This is a genomic window from Undibacterium sp. TJN25 (assembly GCF_049339885.1).
Classification (GTDB): Bacteria; Pseudomonadota; Gammaproteobacteria; order Burkholderiales; family Burkholderiaceae_D; genus Undibacterium.
Window position 1 is genome coordinate 68,414 of the sequence record NZ_JBMPPM010000016.1, and the last position, 18,179, is coordinate 86,592.

Consider the following 18,179-nt stretch of genomic DNA (forward strand, 5'->3'; position numbering starts at 1 on the left):
TGCGGTTCAGGCGGCGGCCGTCCGTGGCAGCCGCATGTGAAAATGCGCGCCCGCGCCGGGGCTGCTGGTAGCGCTGATTTTTCCACCCAATACGCCATTGACCAGGTTGTACACGATATACAGCCCCAGTCCGCTGCCGCCCTGGCCCAGCTTGGTGGTGTAGAAGGGATCAAAGATCTGGGCCAGCGTATCTTCGCTCATGCCCTTGCCGTTGTCGCTGTATTCCAGGACGACGATGCTGTTTTCCGTATGGGCGGAAATGCTGATCAGGCCGCCGCTGTCGTCCAGGCCGTGCAATAGCGAGTTGGTGATCAGGTTGGTGATGATCTGTTCTATGGGGCCGGGGTAGCTGTCCAGCTCGATCTTTTCAGAAATATGGATGGCGATCTGGTGCGTGGTGCGTTTCAGCATGGGGTGTAGCGTCGTCAGCACTTCTTCTATCGTGTCTTTCAGGTCGAAAGTGCGGCGCCGGGCGCTGGACTGGTCCACCGCTACCTGCTTGAAGTCGGAAATCAGCTTCGCGCTGCGTACGGCATTGGTTTCTATCATCTCCCCCGCCTGCTGCATCAGCGCTGCCGATGCCAGTGCTTCGCTACGGCGCATGCTGCCGTCGCTGAGCTTCCTGTTGAAGGTGGAAGTCTCATCTTTCAGCGTGGAAGCCACGGTGACGATGTTGCCGATAGGCGTGTTCAGCTCATGCGCGATGCCCGCCACTAGGTTGCCCAGCGCCGCCAGTTTCTCCGACTGTATCAGGTGCTTCATGGCCTGCTGCAACTCGGAGGTGCGCTCGGTAACACGGCTTTCCAGCACATGGTTCAGCTCTTCCAGCGCAATGCGGGTATTTTGCAGTTCGGTCACGTCCAGCATGACGCCGATGACGCCGCCTATATTGCCCTCCATGTCCTTGAATACCGCGCGGTGGAAAACGATGTGACGCGGGTCACCCAGGTGCTGGTTGATCAGTTTTTCAAACACCTGCCGGCCGTCTCCGACATACAGTTCCTTGTCTTTATCCAGGTAGATCTGGGCCAGGTTCTGCGGCAGCCAGTCGGTCAACTCCCTGCCGATGATGTCTTCCCGTTTCAGCCGCATGATGGTCAGGAAGGCCTCATTGCATCCTACGTAGATGCCGGCCCGGTTTTTGTAAAAGATGGGAATGGGGATCGCTTCCAGCAGCGCCTGCAGGAAATTGCGTTCGCGTAGTATCACCGCCTGGGCGGCCTTGCGTTCTGTAATGTCGGTGACGCTGCCGCGCACGTGGACTTCATTGTTCTTTCCAGGCAGGCGGACCAGTTGTACTTCGCAGGGAATGTCGTGCCCGTCGGCATGCCTGCTGATCCATTCAAAGCGGGTTTCCACGCCGCTCAGCGCCTGGTTTATATATTCGGCTGCCGCCGTTACCGCGCTGCGGCCATCGGCCTGCACGGGGCGGCTCAGCTCTACCGGTGTTTTTCCCAGCAGTTCGGCCTGTCCGTAGCCGTAAAGCTGCACTGCATGGCGGTTAAGTTCGATGATGCGTGAATTATCCTGGACGTCGAAAACCAGGATGGCCTCGGGCGCATGTTCTATCAGCGTGCGGTAGCTGGCCTCGCTGGCCTGTAGCGCGGCCTCGATTTTCTTGCGTTCGGTGATATCCGTGGAAATGCCGGCGATATAGGCAACTTCTCCCTTGGCGCCGAAAATGGGAAATTTTATCGACAGGTATTCATAGACCATGCCGTCTTGTTCGATCTTTTCTTCCCGCGTGATGGGCGCCTTCAGCTGTAGCATTTCCAGGTCCGTCTGCCGAATGACGTCAGCCGTTTCCTGAGGCAAGATGCCGTGGTCCGTTTTGTCCAGCAGATCATCGTCGGTCACATCGAACACGTGCCTGAATTTGTCGTTGACCATCACGTACTTGCCCTGCAGATCCTTCATGTAGACGATGGACGGTGTATTGTCGATGAAGGCGCGCAGCCTGAATTCGCTTTCTCGCAAGGCCAGTTCGGCCACCTTGCGTTCATTGATGTCGACCATGGTTTCCAGTGCACCAACCAGCGTGCCGGATTCGTCCCGCAAAGCCACGGAGGTAATGTGCACCCATATCGCAGGACCATCCGTCCGGTAGAACATGTTTTCCGCTTCTACCGCGCCCTGTAATACCTTGCTATTGGTAATATCGCCGCTGTACAGTTTCTTGAGGTCGTCGAGGTTGGCGCCGTCCAGCACCATATCGGCCAGCGTGGCGCGGGCCGTTGGATAAAAACCGCGCCAGGCCTCGCTGCGGCCCAGCATTTCTGCGCACGGTACGCCGGTGATGTTTTCCATCAGCGTGTTCCACTGCGTGACCCTGTGCGATTCATCAACGGCAAACAGCGCCACGGGCAGGTTCTGGAAAACCTGCTGCATGTGATATTCCAGCGCATTGGCGCGCGCTACCGCGCGTTTCCGTTCGGTCACGTCGCGCGCAGAAGCAACGATGCGCCGGCTGCCGTTGATGTCTTCCAGGTGCAGCGAAACCTCGGCCCAGAACAAGGTACCGTCCTGGTGCTTGGCGTTCCATTCGAAAAGCTGCGGCCCTTCATCGCGGGCCTTCAGCAGCCAGGCCCAGGCATCTGCGCGCGTGTAGGGGGCGACATTGGAGCTCAGGTCTTCTATCTGTAGGCTAGGGACGGCGCTGCGCGGGTAGCCGTACAGCGCGGTGAAGCGGGCATTCACGTCGATGATCGCGCCATTGTGCATGTCATGGATGAAGATCGCTTCGTTGCTGGAATTGAATAGCTCGCGGTAATTTTTTTCACTTTCCCGCAAGGCGAGCTGGCTGCGTTTTTTTGTCTGCAGCAGGAAGAGCAGCAATGCAATGATCACCATCAGGCTGATCAGCATGGACAGCGTCAGGCTGAAGAAGGGGCTGGAGGTGTCAAAAAAAGGTGCAGGCTTGTTGAGGATGATGCTGTCGGCAGGCAGGCTGGCGGCGTCTATCTTCCAGCGCTGCAGCATCGCGTAGTCAAAGGTCGGCGCCGTGGCGCTTTCCAGCAGGGGCAGCTGTTCCACCGGCGTGCCGTGCAGCCATTTGACGGCCAGGTCTCCCAGTATCTTGCCCTGATGCCGCCCGGTTACCAGGAAGCCGCCCAGCACGCCCGGCCGCATTTCAATGTCGCGTTGCGCCACCAGCGGGGCATTGGCCGCTGCAGCCCACATGTCGGTAGCCTCGCTGGGGCTGAATACCCTGTCGTCTGCGTCGCGCGCAAACGACAGCATGAACACCATGTCGCTGTCGCCCAGGCTGGAGAGTTTTTGTTGCAAGGCCTTCACCGTCATGCCGCCCAGATATTCAAACCTGAATTGCGGCCAGTTCGGTGCTATTTTCTGCACCTCTTCCAGCTGGATGCGGCTGGTGCGGCTGTCGTCATGGATGAATAGCAGCCTTGTGGTTTGCGGCCGCAGCCGGGTCAGCAGGCCTATGTTCTTGTTGACGTCGACATTGTCGAACACTCCCGCCACTCGGGCGGATTGCTTCAGGCTGTCGCCGCGGTTGCTGCCTATGCCGCTGAAGAGGATGGGAATGCCGGGAAAGTGCGCCTGCCTCAGTTGCAAGGCAAGGTCCAGCGCATTGTCATCGCTGGCCAGCAAGACGGCCGGGGGCGTGCCGGCATATTTGTCCAGCAGCAGCTGTTCCAGCTGCGCATAGTAGGCGGCGGTGGGCGCTACATGGCGCGTATCCATGTATTCGATGCGCAGGTCGATTGCTTCGTTCGCAAGCGCCTGTTTGACGCCTTCCACCTGGTCGTCGCTCCAGGAAAGGCCGGCATGGTAGGACACCAGCATCACCGCCAGAGGCAAGCGGGCACCGGCAGTCTGGCTGGCCTGTTCGCCGGTTTCTGCGCGGGCTGCTCCGGCAAACATCAGCAGAAATACTGCACAGCAGAATACTCTGGCCATGCTGGTAAACAACTGACGGAATTTTTGCAGCGTGTGATTCGATGTCATTTTTTTATAGGACTTCAACATCAGGCGAAAACGAGGTGGGAACCTTTAAAGTCTGCGCGGCCATCTCCCTGGTGACAGATTACGCTTTTATTGTGTTTCCGAAAAGGAAATTAGTCTGCTTTTAAAGCAGGGTGACGCTTTTTGGATAAAGAAAAACGTTTTTTATTGTGTATATATTGCGTATAGGACAGCTGAATATATCTAATAGTCGGGTTTCCCCATAAAATAGCAGCGAATTATTGTTCTGCACTAGAACTTGCGGCATCGATCGATATCGTGGGTTATAAAAAAAGTATCAACCTATCCCGCATTCGTCTCAAATAACCTATCAGCCTCAGACATGGATTTTATTAACAAGCGCCTGGCAAACCAATTGGGTTTTTCCGGCCTGATTCCTTTTGTTTTCCTTAGTTTGGCGTGCTGGCTGTTTCATCCCGATTGGCTACCCTACCTGATCAAGGCGCAACTGGCCTATGGCATTGCCATCCTGGCTTTCCGCGGCGGCCTGCAATGGGGGATCGCGCTGATGTCGCCCAACAAGCCCTCCGAAGAAATCAGGCAGGCGCTGCTGTGGGGCGTGCTGCCCAGCCTGGTCGCATGGTGTGCGATGACGGTGGATCCCGGCCTGGGTTTCCTGGTGCAGATCGTCGGTTTTGTCGTGCTGTACCGCGTCGATAAAAAACTGTACCAGGGATACAATTTGCCCGACTGGTTTGCCGTGCTGCGCTTCCGGCTGACCTGCGTCGTGGTGACTGCGCTGGCGTTTACCTTCATCGCCGCGAACCTGCGCCAATAAGGTAAGGCCTGCCGGAGCAATGCAGGCAAGTATTTGAACAGATCATAGTGCAATAAGAAATAAGAAGTCGTTGCAAATTCAGGCTGGCTGGGAGAAACAACAACGCCAGCGTAGTTTTTGCGACAGCTTCCAAGAATAGTCTCTACAGAAAGAATGTTCAGCATGAAAAAAATCTTGCAACCCAAGATGGCAGCAAAGGCCAAAAGCCCGCATGGCAATACAAATACATCCAGCAGCCGCTCCGCGCAGTCCGTCAGTCCAGCAACCCATCCTGTGCAATACGCTATTGTCCCCAAAGACCTGGCGGGACACCTGTTCCAGGTGAGCCTGCAGGTGGCGGCGCCCGATTCTGAAGGACAGATTTTCGCTTTGCCCGCGTGGATCCCCGGCAGCTACATGGTGCGCGAGTTTGCGCGGCATATTGTCAGCATCAGCGCGCAGAGCGGTGGCAAAAAGATTGCACTGAAGAAGATAGACAAGGATAGCTGGCAGGCCGCGCCATGTGCCGGCCCGCTGACGGTGGAATACGAAGTCTATGCGTGGGATCTTTCGGTACGCGCGGCGCACTTGGACCAGAACCACGGTTTCTTCAATGGCACCAGCGTTTTCCTGCGGGTTGTGGGTCAGGAGTCATCTGCGCACGTCGTTGATATCCAGCGTGCCGATGATGAGGCTTGCAAGGCCTGGCGCGTGGCAACATCCCTGCCGGAACTGAAAGCCAGGCGTTACGGCTTCGGCACCTATATTGCAGAAAATTATGACGCGCTGATTGATCATCCTGTGGAGATGGGCACGTTTGCGCTGGTCAGTTTCGAGGCTTGCGGCGTGCCGCATGATTTTGTCGTGACCGGCAAAGTGCCCAATTTGGATCTGCCGCGTATTGCCGTCGATCTGAAAAAAATCTGCGAATCGCAGATTGCGCTTTTCGAGCCGCGCAGCAGGCGCGCGCCGATGGAGCGCTATGTGTTCATGACGATGGTGGTCGGGGACGGCTACGGCGGCCTGGAACATCGGGCATCCACGGCGCTGGTCTGCTCACGCAATGATTTGCCGCTGAAGCACCAGCCTGAGATGAGCGATGCTTACCGCAATTTCCTTGGTCTGTGCAGCCACGAATATTTCCATACCTGGAATGTCAAGCGCATCAAGCCGGCGGTATTCGCCAGCTATGATCTGCAGCGCGAGAATTACACCAGCCTGCTGTGGCTGTTTGAAGGCTTCACCAGTTACTACGACGACCTGATGCTGGTGCGTTCCGGCGTCATTGACGAAGCGGCTTACTTCAAGCTGATTTCCAAGACCGTCAATGCGGTGACGCGCGGTTCGGGCCGCAGCAAGCAAAGCGTGGCGGAGTCCAGTTTCGATGCATGGACCAAATACTACCGCCAGGATGAAAATTCGCCGAATGCCATCGTCAGCTATTATACCAAGGGCTCGCTGGTTGCATTGGGGCTGGACCTGACGATACGTGCAGAAACCGGCGGCAAGAAATCGCTGGATGATGTCATGCGCGCGCTGTGGCAGGCCTATGGCCGCGATTTTTACCAGAAAGCCTTGTCAGGCAAGCAGCAGGGCCTGCCCGAGAATGCAATAGAAGCGCTGGTGGAAGAAGTGACAGGACTGAAGCTGAAGCGCTTCTTTGACCGCTATGTGCGCGGCACGGAAGATCTGCCGCTGGCGACGCTGTATGCGGATTTTGGCGTGACATTGGAAGACAAGCGTATTGCGTCGAAACCCGGACTCGGTGTGCGCGTGGTGAAAGAAGGCGGAGATGCCAGGCTTGCCAGCGTCTTTGAAGGCCGGGCGGCGCATCGTGCCGGCTTGTCAGCAGGGGACGTACTGGTGGCTGTCAACGGTTTACGCGTTACTGCGGCCGATGCAGCAGACGGACTCGCCAGTGCGCTGGCACGCTATACCGTCGGAACTAGCGTAGAGATCCATGCATTCCGCCGTGATGAACTGTTCACCGTGGATGCGAAGTTGCAGGCTGACGATGTACCCGCGCTTCAGTTCGTAGTAAAAGGTCCCGAAAAGGCAGGGGCAAAACAGAAGGCCTTTCCCTTGCAGGCCTATCGCCCCACCTTTACAAAGGCGCGCAAGGGCTGATCCGGCGTGCACCAAAGTAAAAGCCGCACCCGGACTTAACCGGCTGCGGCTTTTTTATGGAATACGCTATTATCGTTTTAACTGAATAGCCGTTGCAATTCCTGTCCGGGATTCTCGGCACGCATGAAGGCCTCGCCGACAAGGAAGCCATGCACATCGGCGTCGCGCATGCGTTTGACGTCACCACTGTTCATGATGCCGGATTCGGTAATGACCAGTTTATCCGGGGCGATGCGCGGTAGCAGCGCCAGCGTATTGTCCAGTGACACTTCAAAAGTACGCAGGTTGCGGTTGTTGATGCCCAGTAGTGCGGTGTTCAATTTCAGCGCAGCGTCCAGTTCTTCGCCATTATGCACCTCCACCAGCACGTCCATGCCGAGTTCATGTGCGCAGGCCTCCAGCTCCGCCATCAGCCCATGGTCCAGCGCCGCAACAATCAGCAGGATGCAATCCGCACCCCAGTTGCGCGCCTGGTAAACCTGGTAAGGATCGATCATGAAATCCTTGCGCAGTACCGGGATGTCGCAGGCCGCGCGGGCCTGTTGCAGGTAGTCGGGCGAACCCTGGAAGAATTGCACGTCCGTCAGCACCGACAGGCAAGCGGCGCCATGCTGTGCATAGCTGGTGGCGATATCGGCAGGGTGGAAGTCGGCGCGCAAGATGCCCTTGGACGGTGATGCCTTTTTGATTTCGGCAATCACGCCGGCCCGGCCAGCGCCGATCTTGCCGCGCAGGCTGGCTTCAAAGCCACGCAGGCCGGCCCGGGCTTCCAGGTTCGATTCCACGTCGCCGCGCAGGCTGGCCAGCGACTGATGCTTTTTTGCTGCTGCCACTTCGTCTTTTTTGACGTCCAGGATTTTGTTGAGGATGTCCGACATCTCATGCCCCCAGTTGCTGTGTGACCTGGATGAACTGTTCCAGCTTGGCGCGCGCGGCGCCGGAGCGTATCGCTTCCTGCGCTTTCTTGACGCCGTCCGCAATCGAATCGGCAATGCCGGCGCCGTAGATGGCAGTGCCTGCATTCAGCGCAACGATGTCGGTGGCCGGGCCGGGGACATTGTTCAGTGCTTCCAGTATCTTGTCCTTGGACTCCGTGGAATTGGAGACCTTGAGGTTGCGGTTGGATACCATCTGCAGGCCGAAATCTTCGGGATGGACATCGTATTCGCGGATTTCTCCATTCACCAGTTCGCCGACCATGGTAGGTGCGCCTAGCGACACTTCATCCATGTTGTCGCGCCCCCAGACTACCAGTGCATGCTGTGCGCCCAGCCTTTGCAGTACGCGCACCTGGATGCCCACCAGGTCGGGATGGAACACGCCCATCAGGATATTCGGCGCGCCGGCAGGATTGGTCAGTGGTCCCAGGATGTTGAAGATGGTGCGTACGCCCAGTTCCTTGCGTACCGGCGCGGCGTGTTTCATCGCTGCATGGTGGTTGGGCGCAAACATGAAACCTATGCCGGTCTGCGCGATGGACTGCGCGATCTGTTCCGGTGTCAGGTTGATGTTGACGCCGAAGGATTCCAGCACGTCGGCACTGCCGGAGGACGAGGATACGCTGCGCCCTCCGTGCTTGGCCACGCGCGCACCGGCTGCAGCAGTGACAAACATCGACGCGGTGGAGATATTGAACGTCAGCGCGCCGTCGCCGCCTGTGCCGACAATGTCGATCAGGTTTTTGGTGTTAGCCATCGGCACCTTGGTCGAGAATTCGCGCATGACCTGGGCCGCTGCAGTGATCTCGCCTATGCTTTCTTTTTTCACGCGCAGGCCCATAGTCAGCGCGGCAATCATGATGGGGGACATCTCGCCGCCCATGATCTGGCGGAATAGCGACAGCATTTCGTCGTGGAATATTTCCCTGTGCTCAATACAGCGCAGCAAGGCTTCTTGTTGGGTAATCGTCATGTCAGATCCGATACAGTTTATGCATTGAGAAGGAAGTTTTTCAGCAGTGCGTGCCCGTGCTCGGACAGGATGGATTCCGGATGGAACTGCACCCCCTGCAGATTAAACTCCCTGTGGCGTACGCCCATGATTTCGCCGTCTTCGGTCCAGGCCGTCACTTCCAGGCAAGCCGGCAGCGAAGACCGTTCTATCGCCAGCGAGTGGTAGCGGATAACGGTATACGGGCTGGGCAAGTCCTTGAACACGCCGACGCCGGTATGCGCGATGGCCGAGGTTTTTCCATGCATGACCTGCTTGGAGCGGATCACCTTGCCGCCGAAGGCATCGCCTATCGCCTGGTGGCCGAGGCAGACGCCGAGAATGGGGATCTCGCCGGAAAAGCGTTGCAGCAGCGGCACCGAGATGCCGGCCTCGCGCGGGGTGCATGGGCCGGGCGAGATGCAGATGTGGTCGGGCTTCAGCACGGCGATTTCGTCCAGCGTGATTTCGTCGTTGCGGTAGGTGCGCACGTCTTCACCGAGTTCGGCAAAATATTGCACGAGGTTGTAGGTGAAGGAATCGTAGTTGTCTATCATCAGCAGCATTTAAATATCTCCGTCCAGGCCGTCCTGCACTTGTTCCGCTGCGCGCAATACCGCGCGCGCCTTGTTCTCGGTTTCCTGCCATTCCATTTCGGGCACTGAGTCGGCCACGATGCCGGCCGCCGCCTGCACGTACAGCATGCCGTCTTTCAGTACGCCGGTGCGGATGGCAATCGCCAAATCCATTTCGCCGCCGAAGGACAGGTAGCCACAGGCGCCGCCGTAGATGCCGCGCTTGGTCAGCTCCAGTTCATCGATCAGTTCCATGGCGCGCACTTTCGGCGCGCCCGACAGCGTACCTGCCGGGAAGGTTGCTTTCAACACGTCCAGGTTGGAAAGGTTGGGCTGCAGCGCGCCTTCCACGTTGGAGACGATGTGCTGCACATGCGAGTATTTTTCGATGACCATCTGGTCGGTGACCTTGACGCTGCCGGTTTTTGCAATGCGGCCGATGTCGTTGCGGGCCAAGTCGATCAGCATCACGTGCTCGGCGATTTCCTTCGGGTCGGACAACAGCTCGGTCGCCAGTTCTGCATCGCGTTCCGGTGTCGAGCCGCGCGGGCGGGTGCCGGCCAGCGGCCGTATCGTGACCTTCTTGCTGCCGTCGTTCAGGCTTTCGTTGCGGACCAGGATTTCCGGAGACGCGCCGATGATCTGCATGTCGCCGAAATTGTAGAAGTACATGTAAGGAGAGGGATTCAGCGAGCGCAGCGCGCGGTACAGCGACAGCGGTGCATCGACATATGGTTTCCTGATACGTTGGCCCACCTGCACCTGCATCAGGTCGCCGGCCATGATGTATTCCTTGGCTTTGTCCACGGCCTTCAGATAATCGGCCTTGGCAAAGTCGCGTATGGTGTCGGTCCGTACCGATGCGGAAGTGACAGGGGCATCGACGCTCCTGCGCAGCATGCCGCGCAAATCCTTCAGCCTTTGCCTTGCCTTGGAATAGGCTTCCGGCTGCGTAGGGTCGGCGTACACGATCAGGTACAGCTTGCCGGACAGGTTGTCGATGACGGCCAGTTCCTCCGTTACCAGCAGCTGGATGTCGGGCAGGCCCAGGTCATCCTTCGGGGTGGAGTGCGCCAGCCGTTTTTCTACATGGCGCACGGTGTCGTAGCCGAAATACCCGGCCAGGCCGCCGCAGAAGCGCGGCATGCCGGGGCGCAGCGCTACTTTAAAGCGGGCCTGGAAATCGGCGATGAAATCCAGCGGATTGCCTTCCACGGTTTCTATCACCTCGCCGTTTTTGACGACTTCGCTGCGTGTGCCGTAGCTGCGCATTAGTGTCGACGCCGGTAGGCCGATGAAGGAGTAGCGTCCAAAACGTTCGCCGCCCATGACCGATTCCAGCAGGAAGGTATTCTTGCCGCCTTGCTGGGGCTGGGCCAGTTTCAGGTAAAGCGTGAGGGGCGTTTCCAGATCGGCAAAAGCTTCCGCGATCATGGGGATACGGTTGTAGCCTTGCGCGGCCAGCGATTTGAATTCGAGTTCGGTCATGGTTCTCTTTCTGCCGCCCTTGCGGACTCACAGCGTCCACGGAGGGTGGAGTTGGGGCGGATAAGACAAATTGTAAAACGTGCAAAGCTTTTGCGAGGGTGTGCAGAAGCTTTCGCGGCAAATAGGTGGTTAGTTAGACCAGAATTGCCAGCGTCGCCATAGCCAGGCCTCAAAAGTGCCTGGTGTGATTGCGGGACGTTTTTTATCGAGAAACATTCTTTGGATAGTGAACGTTGGGGATAGTGTAGCGATTAAATAATAAACTAGTTTAGTGAAATCAGTCGTGCCGCTTCCAATAAGGTTTCGACTATACCATCACTGTCAATATTTTGTATAGCCTCCCCGTGATTGTATCCGTAGGGAACGCTCAGCACTGGGCAACCGGCTGCGCGAGCGGCGATAGCGTCGTTGGAAGAGTCGCCTATGGCAATCACCTGTGCGGGGGGCAGATCAAAATCCGTGCAAACTTGCAACAAGGGCAGCGGGTCTGGCTTTTTACGAACCAGGGAATCGCCGCCGTAGACCACGTCGAAATAATTGCTCAGCCCCTTCTTTTGTAGCAGCGGCGTGGTGAAGGCAATCGGCTTGTTGGTGACGCAGGCCAGCCGTAGCCCTTTGGCGCGCAGTGCCTGCAAGCCTTGGATGACGTCCGGGTACAGCGTGCTGTAGTCGCCGTTGATGCTGAGATAATGGCGCTGGTAGGAATCTATTGCGGCGTCGAAATGCTGCGCCACCTGCGGCTCGGCATAGTCGACTGCCAGTACCCGGTGAATCAGGTTTTCCGAGCCCTTGCCGACAAAATGCTTGATGGTTTCCAGGGCCAGCGGCGCGAGGCTGAACTCGGCGCGCATACGGTTGATGGCAACCAGGAAATCGGGCGCGGTATCGAGCATTGTGCCGTCCAGGTCGATGATGGCGGCCTTGATATGTGTGAACATGCTTTTCCGGAAGTAAATTGGCAGCGGCAGGAAGAAGCTGCCGCTGGATTGCGCGGGCTTGGTGGGCCCGGGGCGGATCAGATGCCGGCTAATTCGGCGCGCATGGCCTTGATGACAGCCGCATAATCGGGTTTGCCGAAGATGGCGGAGCCGGCGACAAAGGTATCAGCGCCTGCCTGTGCCGCCGCGGCGATATTATCGACCTTGATGCCGCCATCGACTTCCAGAAGGATGTCGCGGCCGGATTCGTCTATCAGTTTTCGGACGGCCGCAATTTTCTTCAAGGTGTGCGGAATGAAAGATTGGCCGCCGAAGCCGGGGTTGACCGACATCAGCAGGATCAGGTCCAGTTTGTCCATCACATGTTCCAGCACGTTCAGCGGCGTGGCCGGGTTCAGCACCAGGCCTGCCTTGCAGCCGTGGTCGCGTATCAGTTGCAGGCTGCGGTCTATATGTTCCGAGCCTTCAGGATGGAAGCTGATGATATTGGCGCCGGCCTTGGCAAAGTCGGGGATGATCCGGTCCACCGGCTTGACCATCAGATGCACGTCGATGGGCACTTGCACGTGCGGACGTATCGCTTCGCATATCATCGGCCCTATCGTCAGGTTGGGAACGTAATGGTTGTCCATCACATCAAAGTGGATCATGTCGGCGCCGGCCGCGACGACGTTGCGGACTTCCTCCCCCAAGCGGGCGAAATCGGCGGACAGGATACTGGGAGCGATGCGGTAAGTTGTCATGATGGTCAATAGCAATAAAGATGCGCTATTTTACCCTTGCGCGCTGATCAGGTCTTGCAATGGAGGGGCTTTTGGTGTGCAATGAGCCGATATGCCTTTGCTACTGGTTCTTATTGAACCTGCAGGGCGGCCAATTTATTGAAGGAATACTGCATGTCAGCATACGAAATGAACGTGTCGGTCGCGACACAATACCTGGAAGAGCAGTCCGATCCCGATCACGGCAACTATGTATATGCCTATACGATTACGATCAAGAATACCGGTTCGGTGGCGGCCCAGGTGATTTCGCGCCATTGGATCATTACCGACGCCAAGAATCGCAGCCAGGAAGTGAAGGGGCTGGGTGTTGTCGGTCATCAGCCTTTGCTGCAACCTGGCCAGGCTTTTGAATATACCAGCGGCACTTCATTCACGACGCCGCAGGGCAGCATGACAGGTACTTACTTTTGCGTGGCGGAAGACGGCCACCAGTTCAATGTGACGATACCGGAGTTCGTATTGTCGCTGCCGCGCACGCTGCACTGATCTTATTGATCCGGCCCGGATTTTGCGGAGCCTGTAGAATCGGCCTCCTTGTTGTCAACGGGCGGCTGTTGTGGCGGATGTTCCGGTTTCTTACCTGAAAACATCGTCCACCATACAATAAAGATCAGCAAAAACATTGCCGTGCCGGCTTCCAGTCCCAATAACCACATATTTATCTTCCTGATGTTCAAATTTCCTGCAATTTTACCCGTACTCGCGATGGCATTACTGATTTCCGCTTGTACTACCCCGGTTTCACTCAAGGAAACACCTAAACCGCAGCCAGTTACGCCTGCTGCGCCGACCGCCAAGCCTATTCCGCAGACAGCCGCCAAGCCGAATGCGAATTTCAAGGCAGGTTCTTTTGCCGACATGCCGGGCTGGGGGGCAGACGACCTGACCGAAACGTGGCCGGTGTTCATGGCGTCTTGCAATGCGATGCGCTTCAAGCCGGAATGGAAGGAGCCGTGCACGATTGCCAAGGACATTGATGTAAAAGACGGCGCTGCGATGCGCGTCTTTTTCGAATCTCTGTTCACGCCTTATCAGGTCATCAACCCGGACGGCAGCAATGAAGGCCTGATCACCGGTTACTACGAACCGCTGCTGCGCGGCTCCCGCACCCGGGGCGGCGTTTACCAGACGCCGCTGTATCCGGTGCCGGCCGATCTGCTGACGATAGATCTGGGCAGCATTTATCCAGAGTTGAAAAATATGCGCCTGCGGGGCCGCCTGGTCGGCAACAAGGTGGTGCCGTATGCGTCGCGTGCCGATACCGAGCAGGCGTTGGCAGGCAAGGAGATGCTATGGGTTGATGATGCGGTGGAGGCTTTCTTTCTGCAGGTGCAGGGCTCGGGCCGCGTGTATTTCGCCGATACGAATGAAACTATCCGCGTCGCTTATGCAGACCAGAACGGCTATCCATACAAATCCATAGGCCGCTACCTGGTGGATAAAGGGGAAATGACCACCAGCCAAGCGTCCGCGCAAGGTATCAAGGAGTGGATCAAACAAAATCCCACCCGCCAGAATGAACTGTTCAACAGCAATCCCAGCGTCGTGTTCTTCAAGGAAGAAAAGCTGGCCGATCCGAGGATAGGTCCGAAAGGCGCGCAGGGTCTGCCGCTGACGGCGCAGCGCTCTATCGCCGTGGATGCGCAGTTCCTGCCGCTGGGTGCGCCCGTGTTCCTAGCGACGACGCAGCCTAATAGTACGCAACTGCTGCAAAAGCTGGTCGTTGCGCAAGATACCGGTGGCGCGATTCGTGGCGCGGTCAGGGCGGATTATTTTTGGGGCTTCGGTTCGGAAGCGGGCGAGCAGGCCGGGCGCATGAAGCAGCGCGGCCAGATGTGGCTGCTGCTGCCTAAATCCTGATCCTGGGTATTACAGAATAGCTAAGGCGCGGCGCTACTTGCTGCGCTGGTCCACTACCCGTCTGGCTTTGCCGACGCTGCGCTCTATGCCGCCGACCGGCAGTATCTCTACATCGGCGGAAGTGCCTATATACGCCTTGATGTCGTGCATCAGCGCCAGCTTTGCCGATGTTGTTTCCGCACCGGCACCGCCGGGCTTCACTTCCACCCTCACGGTCAGCGTGTCCAGCGGGCCTTCCCTGGTCAACACGCACTGATAGTGCGGCGACAGCACCGCCTGTTTCAGGATCAGTTCTTCTATCTGCGTGGGGAATACATTGACGCCGCGCACGATCATCATGTCGTCACTGCGGCCGGTGATTTTTTGCATGCGGCGCATTGTACGACCGCCATTGTCCGGGTTGGCCGGCAGCAGGCGCGTCAAGTCGCGGGTGCGATAGCGGATGATGGGTAGCGCTTCCTTGCTCAGCGAGGTGAACACCAGCTCGCCGAATTCTCCGTCCGGCAATACTTCGCCGGTATCGGGGTCGATGATTTCGGGATAGAAATGGTCTTCCCATACCGTGGGGCCGTCCTTGCTTTCAGCGCACTCGCTGGCGACGCCCGGCCCCATCACTTCCGACAGGCCGTAGATATCGACAGCGGACAGCGACAGCCGTTTTTCGATGGCGCTACGCATTTCAGGCGTCCACGGTTCAGCGCCGAAGATGCCCGTCTTCAGCGATGTGGACGTGGGATCTATGCCCTGGCGCTCCATTTCATCGGCAATGGCCAGCATGTACGAAGGCGTGACCATGATGATGTCGGGCCTGAAGTCCTGTATCAGCTGCACCTGTCTCTCGGTTTGGCCGCCACCGAAGGGCACGACGGTCAGGCCCAGGCGTTCTGCGCCATAGTGCGCGCCCAGGCCGCCGGTAAACAGGCCGTAGCCGTAGCTGATGTGGCAGATATCGCCCGGTCTGGCGCCGGCTGCGCGGATGGAGCGCGCCACGCAATTGGCCCAGGTGTCGATGTCGTTTTGCGAATAGCCGACCACCGTGGGTTTGCCGGTCGTGCCACTGGAGGCGTGGATGCGTACTATACGCTCGCGCGGTATCGCGAACATGCCGTAGGGATAATTGTCGCGCAGGCTTTTCTTGGTCGTGAATGGGAATCGGGCCAGGTCTGCCAGGCTGCGCAAGTCGTCGGGATGGGCGCCGACGGCGTCAAAGGCTTCGCGGTAGTAGGCAACATTGTCGTACGCGTGGCGCAGCGACCATTGCAGTCTCTGCAGCTGCAAGGCCTGTAATTCGTCGCGGCTGGCGGTTTCTATCGCTTCAAGTGGGAATGCTGTTGCGCTCATGCTGCCCTCTGATTACTCTGCCTGTGGAATGACCTGTCCTTTGATTGCTGCCGACTTGCCCCTGAATACGGCGATGATTTCGCCATGCTGGTTGCTGACCAGCACGTCATAGATGCCGCTGCGGCCTGACAGCGTGACTTGCCTGGCATCGGCCGTCAGCAGGTCGTCCAGGAAGGCCGGCTTCAGGAATTCGATATTGCAGCCGGCTGCGACAGTGGCCTGGTTCTGGCTGTTGCAGGCATAGGCAAAAGCAGTGTCCGCCAGGCTGAAGATCATGCCGCCGTGGCAGGTATTGTGTCCCTGTATCATATCCGGCCTGACCGGCATGCTGGCGACCGCGCTGCCCGGCTGTATATCGGTGATCTTGATGCCCATGCTCTGTGCAGCCGTGTCGCGTGCATACATGGCAGCCGCCACGATGGCCGGCGACGGTGGCTCAGGCGGTATCAGTGCATCGTCCATGCGGGAGCCCTCAGTTGCCGGTAAAACGCGGTGCGCGTTTTTCGAGGAAGGCATTGACGCCTTCGGCATAGTCGTGCGAGTTGCCGAGTTCACTCTGCATGTCGCGCTCCAGCGCCAGTTGCTGCGGCAGCGTGTTGTGCAGACTGGCGCGCAAGGCATGCTTGATCATTGCCAGCGCCTTGGTCGGCTGGCTGGCAAGATGGGTTGCCAGCGCCTGGGTTTCCTTGTCCAGTGCGTCTTTGTCTTCGCGGTCGTCCACGCATTTCCAGATCAGGCCCCATTGCTCGGCTTTTTCCGCTGGCAGCTTGTCGGCCAGCATGGCCAGGCCCATGGCGCGCGCCATGCCGACCTTCTGCGGCAGGAACCAGGTGCCGCCGGAATCCGGCAGCAGGCCGATTTTGGCAAAAGCCTGCAGGAAGCTGGCGGAGTGTGAGGCCAGCACGATGTCGCAGGCCAGTGCCAGGTTGGCGCCGGCGCCAGCCGCCGCGCCGCGTACGCTGGCAATCACCGGCATGGGCAGGTCCTGCAGCCGGCGTATCAGTGGATTAAAGTGCTTGTCTATTAATTCGCCCAGATCCGTCATGGCGCCGGGTTCGAACGACAGGTCCGCCAGATCCTGGCCGGCGCAGAAGCCACGCCCGGCACCGGTCAGCACGAGTACCCTGATAGCAGGATCATTTTCAATCTGGCTCAGCGCGGTACTCAGTTCCGCATGCATGGAGCGGGTGAAGCTGTTCAGCTTGTCGGGCCGGTTCAGCGTGATGGTGGCGACAGCGTCGCTACGGGAAAACAGGATTTCAGGCATGTGCGTATCCTCTTTCTGCAGGTAAATAGTAAGCAGTATCAGCTCGCTGACTCTGATTGTAATTAAAAAACCGACCAGTCGGTTAATTAAATGATTTGTGCTAACCTCTCCGGCTGAAACGCTACAATCTAGCTGTCAATTCGTCGCGCCTGCAAATAACGCATGGCAAAAATCATCAAAAACAAAGGAGCTGATATGGATTATCAAAATATTCTGGTGGAAACCAGAGAGAAAGTAGGCCTGATTACGCTGAACCGCCCCAAGGCCCTGAATGCGCTGAATGACCAGCTGATGGATGAGCTGGGTTTTGCGCTGAAAGCCTTCGACAAGGATGAGGCGATTGCCTGCATCGTTATCACCGGCAGCGAAAAAGCCTTTGCCGCCGGCGCCGATATCGGCGCGATGGCTGGCTATACCTATATGGACGCTTATAAGAACGATTACATTACGCGCAACTGGGAACAGATACGCCAGATCCGCAAGCCGGTCATCGCCGCGGTGGCAGGCTATGCGCTGGGCGGCGGCTGCGAGCTGGCGATGATGTGCGATTTCATCATCGCCGCAGAGAATGCCAAGTTCGGCCAGCCTGAGATCAAGCTGGGCACCTTGCCCGGCGCCGGCGGCACGCAACGCCTGCCGCGCGCGATCTCCAAATCCAAGGCCATGGATATGTGCCTGACCGCGCGGATGATGGATGCGGTAGAGGCGGAACGTGCCGGTCTGGTATCGCGCATTGTGCCGCTGGAGAAGTTGCTGGAAGAGGCGCTGGCGGCGGCGAACACGATTGCATCGATGTCCCTGCCCATCATCATGATGGTAAAGGACTCGGTCAACCGCGCCTACGAAACTACGCTGTCGGAAGGCGTGCAGTATGAGCGCCGCCTGTTCCATAGCAGCTTCGGCACCGACGACCAGAAGGAAGGCATGAAAGCCTTCATGGAAAAACGTCCTGCGAACTTCACTAATAAGTAAGGTGAATCTGGCGGGCGCGGTAATGAAATAAATTATTTTCAAAAAGCGCTTGCCAAGTTTGGATGAGGCTTGCTATAGTTCGGCTCCCGTCGAGGCAAGCAGCAAATAACGCGAAAGGGACAGCGGGAAGTTGGGCTGTTTTTGAGCGGGATG

At 57.8% G+C, this 18,179-nt stretch carries 16 protein-coding genes; 5 read left to right on the top strand and 11 right to left on the bottom strand.

Features of this window, described 5'->3' with window-relative positions:
* Window positions 1-6 precede the first annotated feature (6 nt).
* Window positions 7-3,969, bottom strand: coding sequence for a PAS domain S-box protein (locus tag ACO0LO_RS27100; RefSeq protein ID WP_422969331.1), 3,963 nt, complete (start codon window positions 3,967-3,969; stop codon window positions 7-9).
* A 340-nt stretch (window positions 3,970-4,309) separates the two neighbouring features.
* On the opposite strand from ACO0LO_RS27100, the gene ACO0LO_RS27105 reads away from it, so the two are divergent.
* Together ACO0LO_RS27105 and ACO0LO_RS27110 are read left to right on the top strand one after the other, a co-directional pair.
* Window positions 4,310-4,765, top strand: coding sequence for a DUF3429 domain-containing protein (locus ACO0LO_RS27105; RefSeq protein ID WP_422969333.1), 456 nt, complete (start codon window positions 4,310-4,312; stop codon window positions 4,763-4,765).
* Between the two features lie 162 nt (window positions 4,766-4,927).
* Window positions 4,928-6,871, top strand: coding sequence for a M61 family metallopeptidase (locus ACO0LO_RS27110; protein ID WP_422969335.1), 1,944 nt, complete (start codon window positions 4,928-4,930; stop codon window positions 6,869-6,871).
* Between the two features lie 77 nt (window positions 6,872-6,948).
* Here the strand turns inward: ACO0LO_RS27110 and trpC are convergent, their stop codons facing one another.
* From trpC to rpe, 6 genes are all read right to left on the bottom strand, one after another.
* Complete coding sequence (gene trpC / locus ACO0LO_RS27115) at window positions 6,949-7,749, bottom strand: indole-3-glycerol phosphate synthase TrpC (protein WP_422969337.1); 801 nt, start codon at window positions 7,747-7,749, stop codon at window positions 6,949-6,951.
* Window position 7,750: 1 nt separating this feature from the next.
* A complete protein-coding gene (gene trpD, locus ACO0LO_RS27120; protein WP_422969338.1) occupies window positions 7,751-8,782 on the bottom strand; it encodes an anthranilate phosphoribosyltransferase in 1,032 nt (343 codons plus the stop codon).
* A 17-nt stretch (window positions 8,783-8,799) separates the two neighbouring features.
* Window positions 8,800-9,366 carry an aminodeoxychorismate/anthranilate synthase component II gene (locus ACO0LO_RS27125; protein ID WP_422969340.1) on the bottom strand — a complete coding sequence of 189 codons (567 nt, stop codon included), beginning with the start codon at window positions 9,364-9,366 and terminating at the stop codon, window positions 8,800-8,802.
* Complete coding sequence (trpE, locus tag ACO0LO_RS27130; RefSeq protein WP_422969342.1) at window positions 9,367-10,863, bottom strand: anthranilate synthase component I; 1,497 nt, start codon at window positions 10,861-10,863, stop codon at window positions 9,367-9,369.
* A 263-nt stretch (window positions 10,864-11,126) separates the two neighbouring features.
* On the bottom strand, window positions 11,127-11,801 hold the full coding sequence (locus ACO0LO_RS27135; protein WP_422969344.1) for a phosphoglycolate phosphatase: 675 nt from the start codon (window positions 11,799-11,801) through the stop codon (window positions 11,127-11,129).
* Window positions 11,802-11,878: 77 nt separating this feature from the next.
* Complete coding sequence (gene rpe, locus ACO0LO_RS27140; RefSeq protein ID WP_422969346.1) at window positions 11,879-12,544, bottom strand: ribulose-phosphate 3-epimerase; 666 nt, start codon at window positions 12,542-12,544, stop codon at window positions 11,879-11,881.
* A gap of 153 nt (window positions 12,545-12,697) precedes the next feature.
* Here rpe and apaG point away from each other — a divergent pair, with 153 nt between their 5' ends.
* On the top strand, window positions 12,698-13,072 hold the full coding sequence (apaG, locus tag ACO0LO_RS27145; RefSeq protein ID WP_422969348.1) for a Co2+/Mg2+ efflux protein ApaG: 375 nt from the start codon (window positions 12,698-12,700) through the stop codon (window positions 13,070-13,072).
* 2 nt (window positions 13,073-13,074) lie between these two features.
* Here apaG and ACO0LO_RS27150 read toward each other — a convergent pair whose 3' ends face one another.
* Window positions 13,075-13,425 (bottom strand): hypothetical protein, encoded by a 351-nt coding sequence (locus tag ACO0LO_RS27150; protein WP_422969350.1) that lies wholly within the window; start codon window positions 13,423-13,425, stop codon window positions 13,075-13,077.
* Between the two features lie 19 nt (window positions 13,426-13,444).
* Between ACO0LO_RS27150 and ACO0LO_RS27155 the strand changes: the two genes are divergently transcribed.
* Entirely contained in the window at window positions 13,445-14,446 is a 1,002-nt protein-coding gene (locus ACO0LO_RS27155; protein ID WP_422969352.1) for a murein transglycosylase A, read from the top strand.
* 33 nt (window positions 14,447-14,479) lie between these two features.
* Here the strand turns inward: ACO0LO_RS27155 and paaK are convergent, their stop codons facing one another.
* The 3 genes from paaK to paaG are packed head-to-tail and all read right to left on the bottom strand — an operon-like array spanning window position 14,480 to window position 17,054.
* Window positions 14,480-15,787 (bottom strand): phenylacetate--CoA ligase PaaK, encoded by a 1,308-nt coding sequence (gene paaK / locus ACO0LO_RS27160; protein WP_422969353.1) that lies wholly within the window; start codon window positions 15,785-15,787, stop codon window positions 14,480-14,482.
* 12 nt (window positions 15,788-15,799) lie between these two features.
* Window positions 15,800-16,249, bottom strand: coding sequence for a hydroxyphenylacetyl-CoA thioesterase PaaI (gene paaI / locus ACO0LO_RS27165; protein ID WP_422969355.1), 450 nt, complete (start codon window positions 16,247-16,249; stop codon window positions 15,800-15,802).
* 10 nt (window positions 16,250-16,259) lie between these two features.
* Window positions 16,260-17,054, bottom strand: a complete 795-nt coding sequence (gene paaG, locus ACO0LO_RS27170; protein WP_422969356.1) for a 2-(1,2-epoxy-1,2-dihydrophenyl)acetyl-CoA isomerase PaaG — start codon at window positions 17,052-17,054, stop codon at window positions 16,260-16,262.
* Between the two features lie 195 nt (window positions 17,055-17,249).
* On the opposite strand from paaG, the gene ACO0LO_RS27175 reads away from it, so the two are divergent.
* Window positions 17,250-18,026 (top strand): enoyl-CoA hydratase, encoded by a 777-nt coding sequence (locus tag ACO0LO_RS27175; RefSeq protein WP_422969358.1) that lies wholly within the window; start codon window positions 17,250-17,252, stop codon window positions 18,024-18,026.
* Window positions 18,027-18,179 lie beyond the last annotated feature (153 nt).

Coding starts and splice junctions, on each gene's coding strand:
- ACO0LO_RS27100 (WP_422969331.1), bottom strand. CDS start 3,969: ATGACATCGAATCACACGCTGCAAAAATTCCGTCAGTTGTTTACCAGC.
- ACO0LO_RS27105 (WP_422969333.1), top strand. CDS start 4,310: ATGGATTTTATTAACAAGCGCCTGGCAAACCAATTGGGTTTTTCCGGC.
- ACO0LO_RS27110 (WP_422969335.1), top strand. CDS start 4,928: ATGAAAAAAATCTTGCAACCCAAGATGGCAGCAAAGGCCAAAAGCCCG.
- trpC (WP_422969337.1), bottom strand. CDS start 7,749: ATGTCGGACATCCTCAACAAAATCCTGGACGTCAAAAAAGACGAAGTG.
- trpD (WP_422969338.1), bottom strand. CDS start 8,782: ATGACGATTACCCAACAAGAAGCCTTGCTGCGCTGTATTGAGCACAGG.
- ACO0LO_RS27125 (WP_422969340.1), bottom strand. CDS start 9,366: ATGCTGCTGATGATAGACAACTACGATTCCTTCACCTACAACCTCGTG.
- trpE (WP_422969342.1), bottom strand. CDS start 10,863: ATGACCGAACTCGAATTCAAATCGCTGGCCGCGCAAGGCTACAACCGT.
- ACO0LO_RS27135 (WP_422969344.1), bottom strand. CDS start 11,801: ATGTTCACACATATCAAGGCCGCCATCATCGACCTGGACGGCACAATG.
- rpe (WP_422969346.1), bottom strand. CDS start 12,544: ATGACAACTTACCGCATCGCTCCCAGTATCCTGTCCGCCGATTTCGCC.
- apaG (WP_422969348.1), top strand. CDS start 12,698: ATGTCAGCATACGAAATGAACGTGTCGGTCGCGACACAATACCTGGAA.
- ACO0LO_RS27155 (WP_422969352.1), top strand. CDS start 13,445: ATGCCGGGCTGGGGGGCAGACGACCTGACCGAAACGTGGCCGGTGTTC.
- paaK (WP_422969353.1), bottom strand. CDS start 15,787: ATGAGCGCAACAGCATTCCCACTTGAAGCGATAGAAACCGCCAGCCGC.
- paaI (WP_422969355.1), bottom strand. CDS start 16,249: ATGGACGATGCACTGATACCGCCTGAGCCACCGTCGCCGGCCATCGTG.
- paaG (WP_422969356.1), bottom strand. CDS start 17,054: ATGCCTGAAATCCTGTTTTCCCGTAGCGACGCTGTCGCCACCATCACG.
- ACO0LO_RS27175 (WP_422969358.1), top strand. CDS start 17,250: ATGGATTATCAAAATATTCTGGTGGAAACCAGAGAGAAAGTAGGCCTG.